The organism is Sediminihaliea albiluteola (assembly GCF_014077625.1).
Taxonomy (GTDB): Bacteria; Pseudomonadota; Gammaproteobacteria; order Pseudomonadales; family Halieaceae; genus Sediminihaliea; species Sediminihaliea albiluteola.
In genome coordinates, this window is the sequence record NZ_JACFXU010000013.1 from 605956 (window position 1) to 621519 (window position 15564).

At 53.0% G+C, this 15564-nt stretch carries 11 protein-coding genes; 7 read left to right on the forward strand and 4 right to left on the reverse strand.

The annotated features are described in order from the left end of the window. The first annotated feature begins 9 nt into the window (after positions 1–9). A complete protein-coding gene (gene sohB / locus H2508_RS03745; RefSeq protein ID WP_182169031.1) occupies positions 10–1080 on the forward strand; it encodes a protease SohB in 1071 nt (356 codons plus the stop codon). Between the two features lie 76 nt (positions 1081–1156). Here the strand turns inward: sohB and H2508_RS03750 are convergent, their stop codons facing one another. Both H2508_RS03750 and H2508_RS03755 read right to left on the reverse strand, forming a co-directional pair. Further along, positions 1157–3457 (reverse strand): fatty acid cis/trans isomerase, encoded by a 2301-nt coding sequence (locus H2508_RS03750; protein WP_328799306.1) that lies wholly within the window; start codon positions 3455–3457, stop codon positions 1157–1159. Next, positions 3435–3653 (reverse strand): hypothetical protein, encoded by a 219-nt coding sequence (locus H2508_RS03755; protein ID WP_182169032.1) that lies wholly within the window; start codon positions 3651–3653, stop codon positions 3435–3437. The genes H2508_RS03750 and H2508_RS03755 overlap by 23 nt, the downstream gene beginning before the upstream one ends. Positions 3654–3725: 72 nt before the next feature. Here H2508_RS03755 and H2508_RS03760 point away from each other — a divergent pair, with 72 nt between their 5' ends. From H2508_RS03760 to H2508_RS03785, 6 genes are all read left to right on the forward strand, one after another. Continuing rightward, a complete protein-coding gene (locus H2508_RS03760) occupies positions 3726–4352 on the forward strand; it encodes a trimeric intracellular cation channel family protein (RefSeq protein ID WP_182169033.1) in 627 nt (208 codons plus the stop codon). Positions 4353–4425: 73 nt separating this feature from the next. Beyond that, complete coding sequence (locus H2508_RS03765; protein ID WP_182169034.1) at positions 4426–5574, forward strand: exonuclease SbcCD subunit D; 1149 nt, start codon at positions 4426–4428, stop codon at positions 5572–5574. After that, complete coding sequence (locus H2508_RS03770) at positions 5571–8666, forward strand: AAA family ATPase (RefSeq protein ID WP_182169035.1); 3096 nt, start codon at positions 5571–5573, stop codon at positions 8664–8666. The genes H2508_RS03765 and H2508_RS03770 overlap by 4 nt, the downstream gene beginning before the upstream one ends. 24 nt (positions 8667–8690) lie before the next feature. Next, positions 8691–9365 carry a DNA-3-methyladenine glycosylase I gene (locus H2508_RS03775; protein WP_182169036.1) on the forward strand — a complete coding sequence of 225 codons (675 nt, stop codon included), beginning with the start codon at positions 8691–8693 and terminating at the stop codon, positions 9363–9365. A 51-nt stretch (positions 9366–9416) separates the two neighbouring features. Next, on the forward strand, positions 9417–10346 hold the full coding sequence (locus H2508_RS03780; protein ID WP_182169037.1) for a phytanoyl-CoA dioxygenase family protein: 930 nt from the start codon (positions 9417–9419) through the stop codon (positions 10344–10346). Positions 10347–10377: 31 nt separating this feature from the next. Beyond that, positions 10378–10536, forward strand: a complete 159-nt coding sequence (locus H2508_RS03785) for a YqaE/Pmp3 family membrane protein (protein ID WP_182169038.1) — start codon at positions 10378–10380, stop codon at positions 10534–10536. Between the two features lie 108 nt (positions 10537–10644). Here the strand turns inward: H2508_RS03785 and H2508_RS03790 are convergent, their stop codons facing one another. Both H2508_RS03790 and H2508_RS03795 read right to left on the reverse strand, forming a co-directional pair. Then, complete coding sequence (locus H2508_RS03790; protein WP_182169039.1) at positions 10645–12897, reverse strand: TonB-dependent receptor; 2253 nt, start codon at positions 12895–12897, stop codon at positions 10645–10647. A gap of 335 nt (positions 12898–13232) precedes the next feature. Then, complete coding sequence (locus tag H2508_RS03795; protein ID WP_182169040.1) at positions 13233–15488, reverse strand: TonB-dependent receptor; 2256 nt, start codon at positions 15486–15488, stop codon at positions 13233–13235. Between the last annotated feature and the right edge of the window lie 76 nt (positions 15489–15564).

Here is a 15564-nt window from a genome sequence, read left to right on the forward strand (position 1 = left end):
GAGTTATTCTTGGAATTTATTGCTCAATACGGGCTGTTTTTAGCGCAAGCAGTCACTATCGTCGTCGCTTTACTGGTAGTTCTTACTGCCATCGTTTCCCTCGGTCATCGCCAGAAGGGGCAGCCCGATGGGCACATCGAAATCCGTCATATCAACGATCGCTACAAAGATATGGCCGATGTGATTCGCCAACATGTGATTGATAAAAACACCTTCAAGCTGGAACAAAAAGCCGCACGCAAAGCGGCCAAGCAAAAGTCCAAAGCCGATAAAAAGGCAGCTCGCAGCGCTGATAAAAAAGGGCAGGGCAGCCAAGCCTGCCCCAGCAAGCCACGGCTTTTTACGCTGTCTTTTGACGGCGACATGAACGCCGGAGCCACCGAAAACCTACGCGAGGAAATCTCGGCTGTGCTGTCACAGACCAAAGAGGGCGATGCTATTTTGTTAAAGCTTGAAAGCCCCGGCGGCCTGGTGCATAGCTACGGTTTGGCAGCGAGCCAGTTGCAGCGCATTAAAGATGCCGGAGTTCCTCTGACCATTGCCGTCGATAAGGTAGCTGCCAGTGGTGGCTACATGATGGCCTGTCTGGCCGATCGCATCCTCGCTGCACCCTTTGCTGTGATTGGCTCCATTGGCGTGCTCGCCCAGATTCCTAACTTTCACCGCCTGCTCAAAAAGCACGATATCGACTACGAGTTGCTCACCGCAGGTGAGTACAAACGGACCATGACCATGTTTGGTGAGAACACCGACAAGGCCCGTGAAAAGTTTAGCCAAGATCTAGAGTTGACCCACGAGCTGTTCAAATCCTTTGTCAAAGAAGCGCGTCCAAGCTTAGATATCGACAAAGTAGCCACTGGAGAAGTTTGGTACGGCCGCAACGCACTGCAGGAGGGCCTGGTGGATGAAATTGGCACCAGTGACGCCTTTATTCAGCAGCGCCTTGCTGACTGGGAGATCTATGAAGTGCGCTACCTTCAGAAAAAACAGTGGCAGGAAAAGCTTGGCATGGCCGCCGAAAGCACCCTCGAGCGCAGCATTCAAAAACTTTGGCAGCGCAGCCGTAGTCCCTTAGTGTAAGTGCCACCAAGGCACAAAGCCCGACCCCATATCGCTAGGCAAGGCCCCGACAATACAGGGCCTTGCCTAGCACTTGTCACTCATTGCCGAGATAGCGGTTGTAATCAAACAGACCGTTGTGAATCGGGTCAGCGCTGCGATGTTTGTTGTGAAGCTTGTCACTGAGCTGCCAAAACCAAGGCGCGTTGCGACTCACCGCGTAGCGCTCACGGAAGGCCTGCCAGTCTTGTTGACTGCTGAGTGTGGTCAAATCCGCCGCAAATGAGGGCAGCTGCTTTTCATGCACTTGGAAAAACAGGTTGGGATGCTCACCAATAAAACCACTGACAATGCTCAACTCATCCTCGGCCGGAATACGGCGGTATTCCTCCAAGAACAGCAGGGCAATATTGCTGTAAGAGGAATCCCGCAAAATGCTGTAAACCTCGTCCCGCTCATTGCCAATAACATTGAGAAAGCTGACCTGGGGCAGGTAGCTATTGTGTTCGCCAATGCTATACACCAAGCGATCTAAAGCCTCGCGGATTTGTCCTGAGGCCTGCTGCCGGTAGTCGTAGTGCAGGGCCTTGGCACCGTGGATACGCTCGCGCATTAAACCCAAAAGCTCTGCTTTAGGATACTCAGTACTAAATGCTATGTCCGGCTCGCGCTCTTGGACTAGGCGGCTTTTGGCAAAGACATGCTCTTTGGCAAAACCTGGGGCATCGCGATACCAATACTCTCGTAAACGCAAGCGGTGCTCTGACGGTAGATAGAGCAAAAAGTTTAGCTCACCCTCCATGCGCAAAAAGTCCATATACAAACGGGACTCAAGTTGATGCGCCACCGCGCCATAGACATCAAAGCCTGCTACCAATAGGTAGTGAATACGCTCTAGCAGCGAGTAACTGATAAGCCAGGCTGTCTTGGGCGTCTCACCCACCATACCTTTCACCACTGAAGCCGTATCGAAATGGCGGAAGATAGTCAGCGAGGCATTGTCATTATTGCCATCGCCATCCCAAATGCTTTCTACATTGATTTTGCGGCCCGTGCGCTCGAGATTGTCAAGCATATGACGCGCTTTGGCCTTTTGGTAGCGATCGTGTGAGCGGGCATAGCTGCGCCAGGTCAGAATATCAATCGCGGTGCCCGTTTTACTGATCGGAAGGCGTAAATTATCACTCTCGCGGGCCAAAAAGGCTGCATCGAGCTCTGGGTCGATGGCCTCTGGGTCGGCAAACATAACCCAGAAACGGTCTTCAATGACGTTCAGGGCGACCTGGCCTCGACACACGGGGCCTTTGATGAAGTTCATAATAGTGAATTGGGCTTCGCGCAACAAAAAGCGGTAGCGAGCTCGCACCGGAATATCGACAAAACTTTTGAAAGGGTTAGCTGCAATTGTGGGCTCATAACTGGGCAGTTGTTGCACGCTGTACTCAGGCTCAAGAAAGTTTTGCTCATACCAGGCCCGGCGTTTGCTATCGAAGCGATAGGCCAAGTGGCTTTTGCCCAGTGGCGTAATCGGCATCTCTTGTAAACGGTAATAGACCCGATCAACTTTGGGGGCGTCATAAGGGCGGCGAGTGCTGATCAAGTCGATGGCTTGGCCCGGGGGAGTCGCCGAGCGCACTAAGCGAAACCAGCGTGGATTGGCGTCTTCGCGTAAATACAGAGTAGCTAGGAACAAGTGCTCGTAAAGATAGCGCGACATCAAGCGCTGCTTCAGACTATCGCCGTTAAGAAAAGCTTCCCAGCGATGCAGCTCTGCTTGCAGGTAGTCGTCCAAGGCTGCTCTAGGGGCCGGCGTTGCTCCATTTTTTAGCCAGTCCACCATCACTTGGTGCTCTTCAGGATTAAGGCCGGGCAGGCCATAGGGCATGCCCCAGAGAGGATATTGTTCAGCGAAACGATCAAATTCATCTTGCTTGGGGCACTGCTGCTCACGGTGCAGTGAAAAATCAAAGCTCTCGGCAAGAGGACCCTTGGCGGGCAGTGGCTGCTGCTGTTTCAGGGCCAGCATGCGATACATCAAGCCATCTTCAGGCTTGTGTTGGTCAGTAACTGAATAAAAACCCTGTTCGCGCCACTCTTCAACACTGTGCCCATCGTCAAAAAGGCGCGTCAGATCAGCAGCTAACAGGCGCGTTCCGTCATACACCAGCGCTTTGTTGGCGCCGCGCTCAAGGCCTTGCTGGGCTTCGAGTTTGAGCTGGCAGGGCGCATCATAGCAACCATGACAGACCATGCAGCGGGTCTCAAGTAAGTGATTTGCTGCCGCGGCGGTATTGTGCTGCTGCGTTGCTGAGCTGTGACCGAGAGTGGCGAAGAAAAAGCTGGCCAAAAACAGCAAGCCAGGTGAAATAATAAGCTTAATCGCGCTCGTTTTGATCACAGTTGCCCCTTACAATGATGGCTCGATTAATCAGCCCTTCTTGATCGCCGTCACTGTCGGCAAGTACCGCAGCACTGACGTCTTTTTGCTGACAGCCATCGTCTGCACTATTTTCTTGGGTTAACCAGGCCAGCGCAGCGACGATCGTAATCACAGCAACAGAGCCGACAACTGTTAAGATTAAGGGGGATTTCATAAACCGCGTGTTCCATAACTTACTTTGTCCGCGAATCATAGCACGCGCCGCCAGTGAAGGAGATGCCAAGGAATGAACCTGGCGACTACTATCTATACCTTTGATTTGCTCGGCGTGGCAGTCTTTGCCATCACCGGAGCACTGGCTGCTGCGGAGCGTCGCATGGATATTCTGACCTTTGTTTTATTTGGTACGCTCACTGGCGTCGGCGGCGGTACTCTGCGGGATGTTTTATTACATACCGACCATATTTTTTGGATTGTCGATACCACTTATCTCTGGGCATGCCTCGCAGCGTCGATAGCGACATGGTTCCTAGCCCATCGCTTTGAGTCCCGGCGTCAATTGCTATTGTGGGCCGACGCGATGGGCTTAGCGCTATTTAGCGTGCTGGGTACTCAGAAGGCCCTAGCCTGGAACGCACCAGTGATCGTGGCCATTGGCATGGGCATGATGACAGCTAGTTTTGGCTCACTGCTGCGTGACACTTTGATCGGGCGCCCGCCAGTCATACTGAACCCTGAAATTTATGGCACCGCCGCACTGCTTGGTGCCAGCAGCTTCGTTTTGCTCAATGCCTTCTCGATATCTGCGCCAGTGGCTTTACCGCTGTCTATTGCAGCGGCATTTTTATTGCGCGCTGCAGCACTGCTCTACGATTTACGTCTGCCAAAGTATCAGCAGCGAAGCAAATCCTGAATTGGCCGCCAAGCCATGCCCCTGCGGTGATATGATTCGCTCTTAACTTTTTGGCTTTTTGCGGAGCGTACAATTGCGTTTGTTACACACCTCTGACTGGCATTTGGGTCGCCAACTCCACGGAGTTTCTCTGCTGGAAGATCAGGCCCATGTGCTGCAACAAATTGTTGAAATCGTGCGCGAAGAGGCCGTCGATGTGGTGGCCATTGCCGGCGATATTTACGATCGATCAGTGCCCCCAGCCGAGGCGGTGTCCCTGATGGGAGAGTTTCTGCGCAGTCTCTGCCTAGAGCTACAACGCCAAGTGCTGGTGATTGCCGGCAACCATGACAGTCCAGAGCGCCTCGGATTTGCTGCCGAACTGTTTAGCGATGCCGGCTTACATATTGCCGGGCCACTGCAGTCCGATATCAAGCCTATTACACTGCGCTTCGCTGAACACGACTATGACTTTTTTGCCCTGCCTTATGCCGGCCCAGCAACGGTGCGACAAGCTCTCGGCGCCCAGGTAAGCACTCACGAAGAGGCCATGGCAGCCTTGCTTGAGCGCGCCCAAGCCCAGCGCACAGCAGGGCGCCCAAGTATTGTACTGGCCCACTGTTTTGTCGACGGCGCTAGCGAGAGTGAGTCGGAGCGACCGCTGTCCATGGGTGGAGCCGACCGGGTTCCCGCCTCCCTATTTATGCCCTACACCTATGCCGCCCTAGGCCACTTGCACGGCCGTCAATTTCAAGGGGCGCCACATATTCGCTACAGTGGCTCAATTCTTAAGTATTCATTCTCAGAGGTGAATCACAACAAATCCGTGACCTTGGTGGATATCTCTGCGAGCGGGGAGATTGAGATTGATGAGCGGCCACTCAAGCCCTTGCGCAATCTCCGCATCCTTGAGGGGCAGTTAGAAGAGCTGTTAGAGCAGGGCGCTAGTGACCCGCACTTTGAAGATTTTATTGGTGTCCGATTGAGCGACAGCGGGGCACTGTTGGATGTTATGGGCAAACTGCGCAGAGTTTATCCCAATGCCTTACAAGCGCAATTTGCCGCACGTGAACAACTCGATCACAGTGCGCCGTTAGCGAGTCGCGAGATGCTACAAAAATCGCAGCTGGAATTATTCAGCGAGTTTTTCCAAGAGGTGCAAGGCGACGCACTGTCGGATGAGCAGAAAGATTACTTGCTCAGCGTGCTCGATAGCTTAGATCAAGAGGAGGGCAACCCGTGAGACCGCTGACCCTAAGGATGCAAGCTTTCGGCCCCTTTGCTGCCACTGAGGAAATTAATTTTGCCGACCTTGGCAATGCACCTTTGTTCCTGATCAATGGTCCTACTGGATCCGGCAAGACCACAATTTTAGATGCCATTTGCTACGCCCTCTATGGCAGCACAACAGGTGCTGAGCGCGAAGCGGCTCAAATGCGCTGCCAGCACAGTCCTCCCGAGCTGCTCACCGAAGTGAGCCTGAGTTTCGCCCTCGGTCGGCATCGCTATCAAATTACCCGCAGTCCTGACCAGCTGCGCCCCAAGCAGCGCGGGGAGGGTCTCACCGAGCATAAGTCGCGGGCTGAACTGTATCGTCTAGGCGAGGATGGCAGCACCGAGTCAGGCAGCTTGTTGGTGGAACAAAAGGTGCTGGATGCTAATCGCTATATCAAAGATATTATCGGCATGAGCGCTGAGCAGTTCCGCCAAGTGATGGTGTTACCGCAAGGACAGTTTCGCAAATTATTACTGGCAAGCTCACAGGAGCGGGAAAGTATTTTTCAATCCCTATTCCAGACTGGTATCTACAAGCGTATTGAAGAGCGCCTGAAACAATCAGCCGCTTCGATCCGACGCGACCATGAAGATGGACTAACTCTGCTCCGCGGCATTCTCAGTTCCGGCGAAGTGGAGGATGAAAAAAGTTTATTAGCCGAGCTGCAGCAGCGCCAACAAGACTTAAGCCTTGCTGAACAGGACTATCAAAGCCTTTATCAGCAGTGGCAGCAAGCCGAGCGCCAGCTGACTAAAGCCAAGCAGCTTGAGGCCACCCTGGCACGCCTAAAAACTGCCCAGCAAAGCCGCGATCAACTCGAGTCACAAGCCGCCAGCGTCCAACAGCAGCGCCAGCAAGTCAAATTGGCCCAAGCAGCCCAGCTGATTGAGCCGGTTTTACTGCGCCTACAGGAAAGTACTGAAGCGCTGACTAAGGCAGAGCAAAAACTCAGCACAGCCAGGGCCGAGCTGGCCAGCGCTAAACAGACCAAAAGCAATGCCGCTGAGCTGCTAGCAGCTGAACAAGCGCGCCAGCCAGAACGCGAAGCTCTGAAAAGCACATTGAACGACCTGCGGCGCTATGTGCCACGTTTGGAGGTCCTGCAAGCGGCCCGTGAAGCACTAAGAGCCCAGCAGGAAGCATTAGATACCTGTCAGCGCGAACAGCGCAGGGCCCAGCAGCAGCTCGATAGTCTGCGCGATGAAGAGCTTGCCGTGTTAGCCGAGATTGAAAATTTGCGTGGCAAGGTCGAGCGTGCCACGGGTCTTGAGCTGCAAATTGCACGGTGCAAGCAAGCAGTGGAGCAGGCTCAGGCACTGGAGCGGCTACAGGCCCAGTTACAAAGCCTCCAGCAACAGCTGATTAAAAGTGAACAACAAAAACAACAGCAGCACGCGCAGGTCGAGGAGGAGGATCGCAAACTTCGTCAGCTGCGTCGCGCCTGGCACCTCGGTCAGGCACGTGTGTTGGCTGACAGCCTCCAAGAGGGCCAGCCCTGTCCAGTCTGTGGCAGTGAGTCGCATCCCGCACCGGCCACGGAGACAGGAGATAAAGGTCAAAGCGATTGGCTCGAGACGCCCGACGAGGAGATACTTGAAGCACAAGAGCGCTGCTTACAAAGTGCCCAGCAAAAACTCAGTGAATGTGAGCGGGAGCTGGCCAGTTTAGGCAGCCAGCAGCAAGCGCAGGAACAACAGCAACAGCAACTGCTTGACAAGTTCGATGGCCAAGCAGCACCTGAAAGTGAGAGCTTAAGGGCTGAGCTGAAAGCCTTGCAGCAGGACTTGCGCCAGCGTGAGCAGCACAGTCAATTACTCGCTGCGGCAGAACAGCGGCAGAAATCACTCAAACAAGCGCTGAGTGAAGCCGAGCAAGCCCTAGGTAATAACGCCACTAAAGAATCTGAGGCCCGGGTCGCCTTGACCCAGAAGAGCTCACAAGTTGCGCATCTGGAGGACGAGCTCCCTGAAGATTACCGAGAACAGGGTCAGCTGGCAGCGGCTTTAAAAGAGAGCGAAGCCAGACTGCAGGCAATGGAAAGCGCTTGGCAAAAAGCGGAGACGGATTTTGCTGAAGCTGACCGAAAGCAGGAAGGCGCTCAGGCCACTGAAAAGGCCCTTAGCCAAACACTACAACAGCAGCGCGAAAGGCAGCAAGGCTCGCAGGAGGGCTTCAAGCAGGCACTGGCTGAGAGCCCCTTTGCCAGCGAGCAAGAGCGCAGTGCCGCCGCCATGGAGCGCCAGGAGCTGGAGAAGCTCCAGCGTAAAGTGGAAGACTACGACGCCGCTGTGAGTCAAATCCGTACCACCGTAGAGACCCTAGAACAGGAAACCCAAGGGCGAGAGCTGGCAGATGTTCAGGTCTTAAGTGGCGCGGAATTAAGCGCACGTGAACAACGTGATGCCGCGCAACTAGCGCTACAAAACCAGCGCCAGCGGCTCAACACACTGGAGTCCACTCAAGCTAAGCTACAAGCTCAGCGAAAGGCCAATCAGGCTCTGGAGCAGCGCTACCAAGTGGTCGGCACCTTAGCCGATGTCGCGACCGGCAGTACTGGCGCCAAAATCAGCTTGCAGCGCTATGTACTAGGGGTGCTCTTAGATGATGTCTTGGTGCAGGCCAGTTTACGCCTGTCTAAAATGTCGGGCGGTCGCTATCAGCTGATTCGCAAACTCGACGCCAATAAAGGGCGGCGCGCCGCCGGTTTGGACCTAGAAGTTCACGACGACTTCAGCGGCAGTGCTCGGCCAGTGGCGACCTTATCTGGCGGTGAAAGCTTTATGGCTGCACTGTCCTTGGCCCTGGGCTTATCGGATGTGGTGCAGTCCCAGACCGGCGGCATTGCGCTGGACACATTGTTTGTCGACGAAGGCTTTGGCTCGCTCGATAGCGAAGCGTTGGAACTTGCCATAAACACCTTGATGGAACTGCAAAAGGCGGGGCGCATGGTCGGCATTATTTCCCACGTCAGCGAGCTGAAAGAGCAAATGGATCTGCGCATTGACCTGCAGGGCGGCCGCGAGGGCAGCAGCCTGCGCATTGTCTCGCCCTTCAAGTAAGTCTGTTTGAGCGGAGAGGAGAATATGGACAGTTTTGCCACTATTCATCAGCGCGCGCTGGAGCGCTTGGGCGGTGAAGCCGCCTTAGCCAAACGCTTACCAGTGGTCAAAAGTCCACAACAACTGCGCAGTACTCAGGATGATCGCTGGCTGGCAGAAATGACCCGCTGTGTGTTTCAGGCCGGCTTTGTGTGGCGGGTGGTCAATCAAAAGTGGGAGGGTTTTGAAGAGGTATTTTTCGGCTTCCCACCAGAGAAGATCGTCCTGCTCAGTCCCGAGCAAATTGACCGTTTTAGCCAAAACCCACTGATTATTCGCAACCGGCAAAAAGTGATCGCGGTGCAGCACAACGCGCGCTACCTTGTGGAAATGGCTCGGCAGTGGGGCAGTTTTGGCAAGTTCGTCGCCCAGTGGCCCGAAGATGATCACATTGGACTGTTTGCTCATCTGAAAAAACATGGCAGTCGACTGGGCGGCATGACCGGGCAGCGAGTGCTGCGCAATATGGGCCGCGATACTTTTATCATCACCGGCGATGTGCGCCGCTGCTTACAAGCTAGCGGTTTGGATATTGCCGACAACCCCAGCTCCAAGCGCGACCTCAGTCGTATCCAGAAACGCTTCAATGACTGGCAGCAAAGTAGTGGCCTGCCTTACGCTCACTTAAGTATTATCTGTGCCTGCTCCATAGACACTTAGCCAGACTTCAATCACCACTCGTAACGAATTGATAAGAGACCAATCACCGATATGTCTAAAACTGCGCCCCTGATTGAATCCTCACCAGAGGAAGGCCAACAACTACTCAAAGAACGCTTTGATGACTACGGCTATTTGTATTTTCCGCGCTATGTCGCCGAGCGGGCCTGTAGGCTTATGCTGCAGTCATTTTTAGACTGTCTTGAGCCCCATGTGACTTTCGATCAGCGCAACCAGCGGCCAATCTTAGCGGGTCAGCCTTTTTTTGAGACCGATCCAATATGGGATCAGGTGTACCCAAAAATGCAGTCACTGCAGTCTTTCCATGAGTTTTTTCATCAAGCAGAGTTGCAGCAGCTGATGCAGATACTCGCTGGGGAGCAAGTCTTTGTCTACCCGATGAAGATGGCGCGCATTGCCACGCCCCGCAAGCTCGGCTACGAAACACCGCCGCATCAGGATGCCCACTCCCATCAGGCGGGTCCAAGTATGGCAGGTATCTGGGTAGCGCTGCATGATGTGGAGGAGGGCATGGGGCGCTTGCAGCTACTGCCTGGCTCTCATCGGCGTGGTGTGCGCAAGGTCTTTAGTGCTGAGGGAGTCGGTGGCGTACAGTGTGAAATTTATCCTGATGAGCAGCTCTGGCATGTCTCAGATATCGAGCAGGGCGGGGTGATCTTATTTCAATCCTGCTGTGTTCACCGGGCCGAGCCCAATACTTCAAAAGAAAGTGTGCGGATTAGCATTGATACGCGTTTTTGCGATTACGCTGCGCCCGTATTTGTCAGCAACCTAGAGCCTCATCACGCTTGGCGAATTGATGGTTTCGACTGGACCAGCATCTATCGGGGCTGGGATAAGAGCGATTTGCAGTATTACTGGAAAGATTATCCCAATATTATTTCAGAACTATGGGTATACCCAGAAAGCGATAGCGATTACCCTCTAGGGGAAGGGAAAACTGCTCAGTCTCTAAACTGACAATTCCTGTTGCAACTAAAGGAGAGTACTTATGGATTTAATACGTATCTTACTATCCATTCTATTGCCACCATTGGGTGTGTTTCTGCAGGTGGGTATCGGCGGGCATTTTTGGCTCAATATCTTACTGACTCTGTGTGGCTACATACCGGGTATTGTTCACGCCGTGTGGATTATTGCTAAACGCTAAGACCACTAGATAAAGTAACCCTTTTCTATAGCGCACACGTCAAATCCCTGTAGCCAAAACAACTACGCCCCGCATTAGCGGGGCGTAGTGATTAAGCTCTCTCGGGGATTAGTATTCGTAAATCAGATCAATCCCGTAAGTTGCCGGTTCAGCCCAGCTCACTGCGGAGAAGGTGAAACCAGCGGGCCCAAGCGGTGTTGCTACTGGTGCTCCGCCACTACCGATTACGTGCTGACGGTACTCTTTGTCGAAGATGTTACGTCCCCACAAAGCGACTGTCGCAGTATCGCCACGCGGCAGATCAAACACAAAGCCTAGACGCGCATCAAACAAACCATAGCTCGGACGTGAGTAAAACTCGCGGCCCGCTACAGCGCGACCAGCAGGTGCTGAGTCATAGACTTCTGACTGGAAGCTGTAGTTCACAGTTGCGTTAGCTTCCATTGAAGCGGTACGCCAGAAGGTATAATCCGCGGTCAGGTTCAAGCTTCTTTTCGGCGCGTAGGGCAGTACAAAGAGCTGCTTGATGTCTTCGCCAACCTGGTAGGGAGACAAGGGGTTCATTGCCGGGTCGAAGATCGAACCACTGGTTGCAATTACCTCATCAAACTTCGGGTCGAGGTGAGCGTAATCAAACTGCAGCATAAGATCGGGAGTTGGCATCACAGTTACCGACAACTCCGCCCCTTGCACAGTAGCCTCACCAGCGTTGTAAGACTGAATCAGTGACTGGTCGTAGGCGTCTGATACGAAAGCCAATTGCATATCAGTGAACTCACTGTAGAACAGCGCAGCGTTCACTCGCACGCGGCGATCCCACCACTCAGACTTTAAGCCCAGCTCATAGGTAGTCACTTCTTCAGGGTCAAAAGTCTGCTCAAAAGTGCCAGGAGCTGAACCTTCAGAGGAGCCACCTGCCTTATAACCGGTGGAGACCTTGGCATAGGTGCTCAGTTCATCGTTCCACAGGAAGTTAGCGGTAAATGAAGGGTCAAACTGCTCAAAGCTCTGGTCGTTACTCGCATTGCTTTCTAGGGCAAAGCCATTCACTAAGAAGTCACGTGTGGCTTCACGCTCATCTTCTGTGTAGCGACCACCCAGCGTTAGCTCAAGGCGATTATCTAATACTGGCGGTGTCCAGGTTACCTGAGAATAGATGGCCTGAGACTTCGCGATAGAGGTTACATCGCGGTCTTTATCAACGATCATGCCACCCACTGGGGTGAGGTCGGTGACGTAGTTTTGGTAGTGATCGCTGGTCTCTTTGAAGTAGTAAAGACCCACAATGTACTCAAGGTTGTTACCCACATCACCAATAAATTGCAGCTCTTGCGAGTACTGACGGTTGCCGACGCGGTCAAAGGAGTAGGCTGGAATGGTGAAGGATTCGGCGTAGTTTTGATAGCCGTCATAATCCAGCTCGCGATAGCCAGTTAAAGACTTAATGGTCAGCGCTTCTGTTGCATCCCAAGTTAAGGTCAGGCCATGGCCTTCAAATTCAGAATCACTGCGCTTGAGGTCAAAGGGTCGGTAAGTCTTACCCGTTGGCTTTTTGCCGGTGATATAGCCCGGGTACAAACCAGTGTCGATACTACTCTGGTAATACATTGGTGAAGACTCAAGAGTGCCGGTCTCCATCGAGTAATCAACAGTAAAGTTTTCCGCTGCATCCCAGCGCAGCGCGAGGCGACCACCTAACTGATCGTTCAGACCAAAGTCCGCGCCACCAGCGTTTTTCACGTAACCATCTTGGTTGCGCTTCATCACTGTCAGCTTAGCGGCTAAGTCACCAACCGCCGGCAAATCTACCGTAGTCAAACTGCGGAAGTAATCGCGGCTACCAAATGACAAGGTCTGCTTAAAGCCAAACTCACCTGTTGGTTTTGCCGTGATCAGGTTGACCGCACCACCGGTGGTGTTGCGACCGTAAAGTGTGCCCTGAGGGCCGCGCAGCACTTCCACACGCTCTAGGCCGGCCAGGTCAAAGAGTGCACCCTGTGGTCGAGAAATATAGAGGCCATCGATGTACAGACCCACCGAACCATCACTGGTTACCTGCATCGGGTCAGAGACACCTTGACCACGCATATACAGAATCAAAAGATCGGAAGAGGGGTAAGGAGTCTGCGACAGAGTCGGCATTGATTTAACGATATCGTCGTAATCGAGGATGCCACGTTTTTCCATGTCATTACTGGTCAGTGCAGAGATCGCGATCGGCGTTTCTTGGAGATTTTCCGTTCGCTTCTGTGCGGTGACCACGACTTCTTCGATTTGAGCTTGGGCGCTACCAGCGATGGCAGTTAGGACGGCCAATGGCAAAACGGCACGACGCAAACCCATACCTAAAGATTTATTCATAAACATTCCCTAAAAAAAGTTGAAGCTGTAGTACAGCCGCACGGGCTGGTTTCAACGTATGTAACAGGACACACGATTTTGTGCGCTCGAATACTAGCCCTTATAGAGTAAAGAAGCCAGCCAACAGAGCAGAACTTACTGATCTCAAGCCCCCGCAGGGAGTAAAATTTGTCGATTAAATAGTTTTTCTGCTGAAAGTTGCCCGGGCAACTGAGCTTAATAGCGGGCCTTTAAGGAGCTAAGCTGGCTACTTTAAAGCCGCTAATACGCTAGGCAGGAAGGAAAGTTAGGAGAGTTGCGACCCGCCCTAGTGGCGGGCCGCAAGAGCAGAGTTATTAATACTCGTAGATTAAATCAATACCATAAGTGGCTGGCTCAGCCCAGGTCTCTGCCGCAGAAGTGAAACCCGCGGGCCCCAGTGGTGTGGGCACAGCTGCGCCACCACTACCGGTAACCTGCATGCGATATTCCTTATCCAGCACATTGCGTCCCCACAGGGCTACTGTTGCAGTGTTGCCGCGGGGCAGATCGAACACAAAACCTATGCGAGCATCGAGCAAGCCATAGCTCGGACGGGAGTAAAAATGGCGATTTGGCACACCCGGACCAGCTGGCGCTGAGTCATAAACCTTCGATTGGAAAGTGTAGTTCAGGGTAGCATTGGCCTCCATTGAGCCAGTGCGCCAGAAGGAGTAATCCGCCGTCAAGCTCAGACTATCTTGCGGTGCATAAGGCAGCACAAAAAGGTCTTTGATGTTATCGCCCACTTGGTAAGGAGACAGAGGGTTCATTGCCGGGTCAAAAATTGAGCCGGCACTGGTAATCACCTTATCAAACTCAGGGTCTAGGTAGGCATAGTCAAACTGGAACATCAGGTCGGGCGTTGGCATTAAGATCACTGACAGCTCAGCCCCTTTTACCGTCGCTTCACCGGCATTATAAGACTGGATTACCGACTGGTCGTAGGGGTCCGACACAAAGGCCAGCTGCATATCGGTGAACTCACTGTAGAACAGCGCAGTGTTGACTCGCAACCGACGGTCCCACCACTCAGACTTTAAGCCAAGTTCATAGGTAGTGACTTCTTCGGGGTCAAAGGTTTGCACAAAGTTACCCGGCGCAGAACCCTCTGATGAACCGCCCGCTTTGTAGCCTGTAGAAACCTTGGCGTAGGTGCTGAGCTCATCATTCCAGATAAAGTTGGCTGTGAACGAGGGGTCAAAGCGGTAGAAACTCTGGTCGTTGCGGGCATTGATCTCTAAAGGATAGCCGTTGACCAAAAAGTCGCGGCTCGCATCGCGCTCATCTTCCGTGTAGCGGCCGCCAAGTGTCAGCTCTAAGCGATTATCCAGAACAGGTGGGGTCCAGGTGACCTGCGAGTAAATGGCCTGGGATTTTGCCGTAGAGGTCACATCACGATCTTTATCAACCAAGATATCGCCCACTGGACGCAAATCGGTGACGTAGTTCTGGTAGTGATCACTGGTCTCTTTGAAGTAGTACAAACCGACGATATATTCGAGTTCATTACCGATATCGCCGATGAACTGCAACTCTTGCGAGAACTGGCGGTTTTCTACCTGGTCGTAGGAATGTGCCGGTACAAAAAATGCCTCAGCGTAATTTTGGTAGGCATCAAAGTTCAGTTCGCGATAACCAGTCAAAGACTTGATGGTCAGCGAATCGCTGGCTTCCCAGGTCAAAGTCAGACCATGGCCTTCAAAATCTGATTCAGTGCGTTTTAAGTCAATCGGGCGGTAAGTCTTGCCTGTGGGCTTGCTCGCATTGATATAACCGGGGTAGAGGAAGCTCAGATCATCGGTGCTCTGATAGTAAACCGGGGTCGATTCGAGGGTGCCGGTCTCCATCGAGTAATCCACCGTCAGGTCATCAGAGGCATCCCAGCGCAAGGCCAGGCGGCCACCCAGCTGATCGTTTAAACCGTAATCAGCGCCGCCGGAGTTCTTAACATAGCCGTCTTGATTGCGCTTCATCACGGTTAGTTTAGCCGCCACATCACCCACTTCTGGCAAATCAACCGTGGTCAGGCTACGGAAGTAATCACGACTACCAAATGACAGTGATTGCTTAAAACCAAACTCGCCAGTGGGCTTAGCAGTAATCAAGTTAACCGCACCACCGGTAGTGTTGCGACCGTAGAGTGTGCCCTGAGGGCCGCGCAATACTTCCACACGCTCTAGGCCGGCCAGGTCAAATAGCGCGCCCTGTGGCCGAGAAATATAGAGGCCATCGATGTACAGACCCACCGAACCATCACTGGTTACCTGCATCGGATCAGAGACACCTTGACCGCGCATATAAAGAATTAATAGATCGGAAGAGGGGTAGGGAGTCTGCGACAGGGTCGGCATCGATTTAACGATATCGTCGTAGTCGAGGATGCCGCGTTTTTCCATGTCGTTACTGGTCAGCGCTGAGATCGCAATAGGCGTTTCTTGCAAGTTCTCTGAACGCTTCTGTGCGGTGACAACGACCTCTTCAATTTGTGCTTGGGCACTGCCTGCAATCGCACTGAGTATTGCCAATGGCAAGACCGCACGGCGCAAACCCATCCCTAATGAATTGTTCATAGGTACCTCTGGATATGTTGAAATAAACCTGCAGAAAATGACGAATTTTAACGTTAAAAATATACGGTGCACGAAT

What these genes read in the sequence shown, in the direction of transcription:
- H2508_RS03795 (WP_182169040.1), bottom strand. Translation starts at nt 15,488, where the DNA reads ATGAACAATTCATTAGGGATGGGTTTGCGCCGTGCGGTCTTGCCATTG.
- H2508_RS03785 (WP_182169038.1), top strand. Translation starts at nt 10,378, where the DNA reads ATGGATTTAATACGTATCTTACTATCCATTCTATTGCCACCATTGGGT.
- H2508_RS03780 (WP_182169037.1), top strand. Translation starts at nt 9,417, where the DNA reads ATGTCTAAAACTGCGCCCCTGATTGAATCCTCACCAGAGGAAGGCCAA.
- H2508_RS03775 (WP_182169036.1), top strand. Translation starts at nt 8,691, where the DNA reads ATGGACAGTTTTGCCACTATTCATCAGCGCGCGCTGGAGCGCTTGGGC.
- H2508_RS03760 (WP_182169033.1), top strand. Translation starts at nt 3,726, where the DNA reads ATGAACCTGGCGACTACTATCTATACCTTTGATTTGCTCGGCGTGGCA.
- H2508_RS03755 (WP_182169032.1), bottom strand. Translation starts at nt 3,653, where the DNA reads ATGAAATCCCCCTTAATCTTAACAGTTGTCGGCTCTGTTGCTGTGATT.
- H2508_RS03790 (WP_182169039.1), bottom strand. Translation starts at nt 12,897, where the DNA reads ATGAATAAATCTTTAGGTATGGGTTTGCGTCGTGCCGTTTTGCCATTG.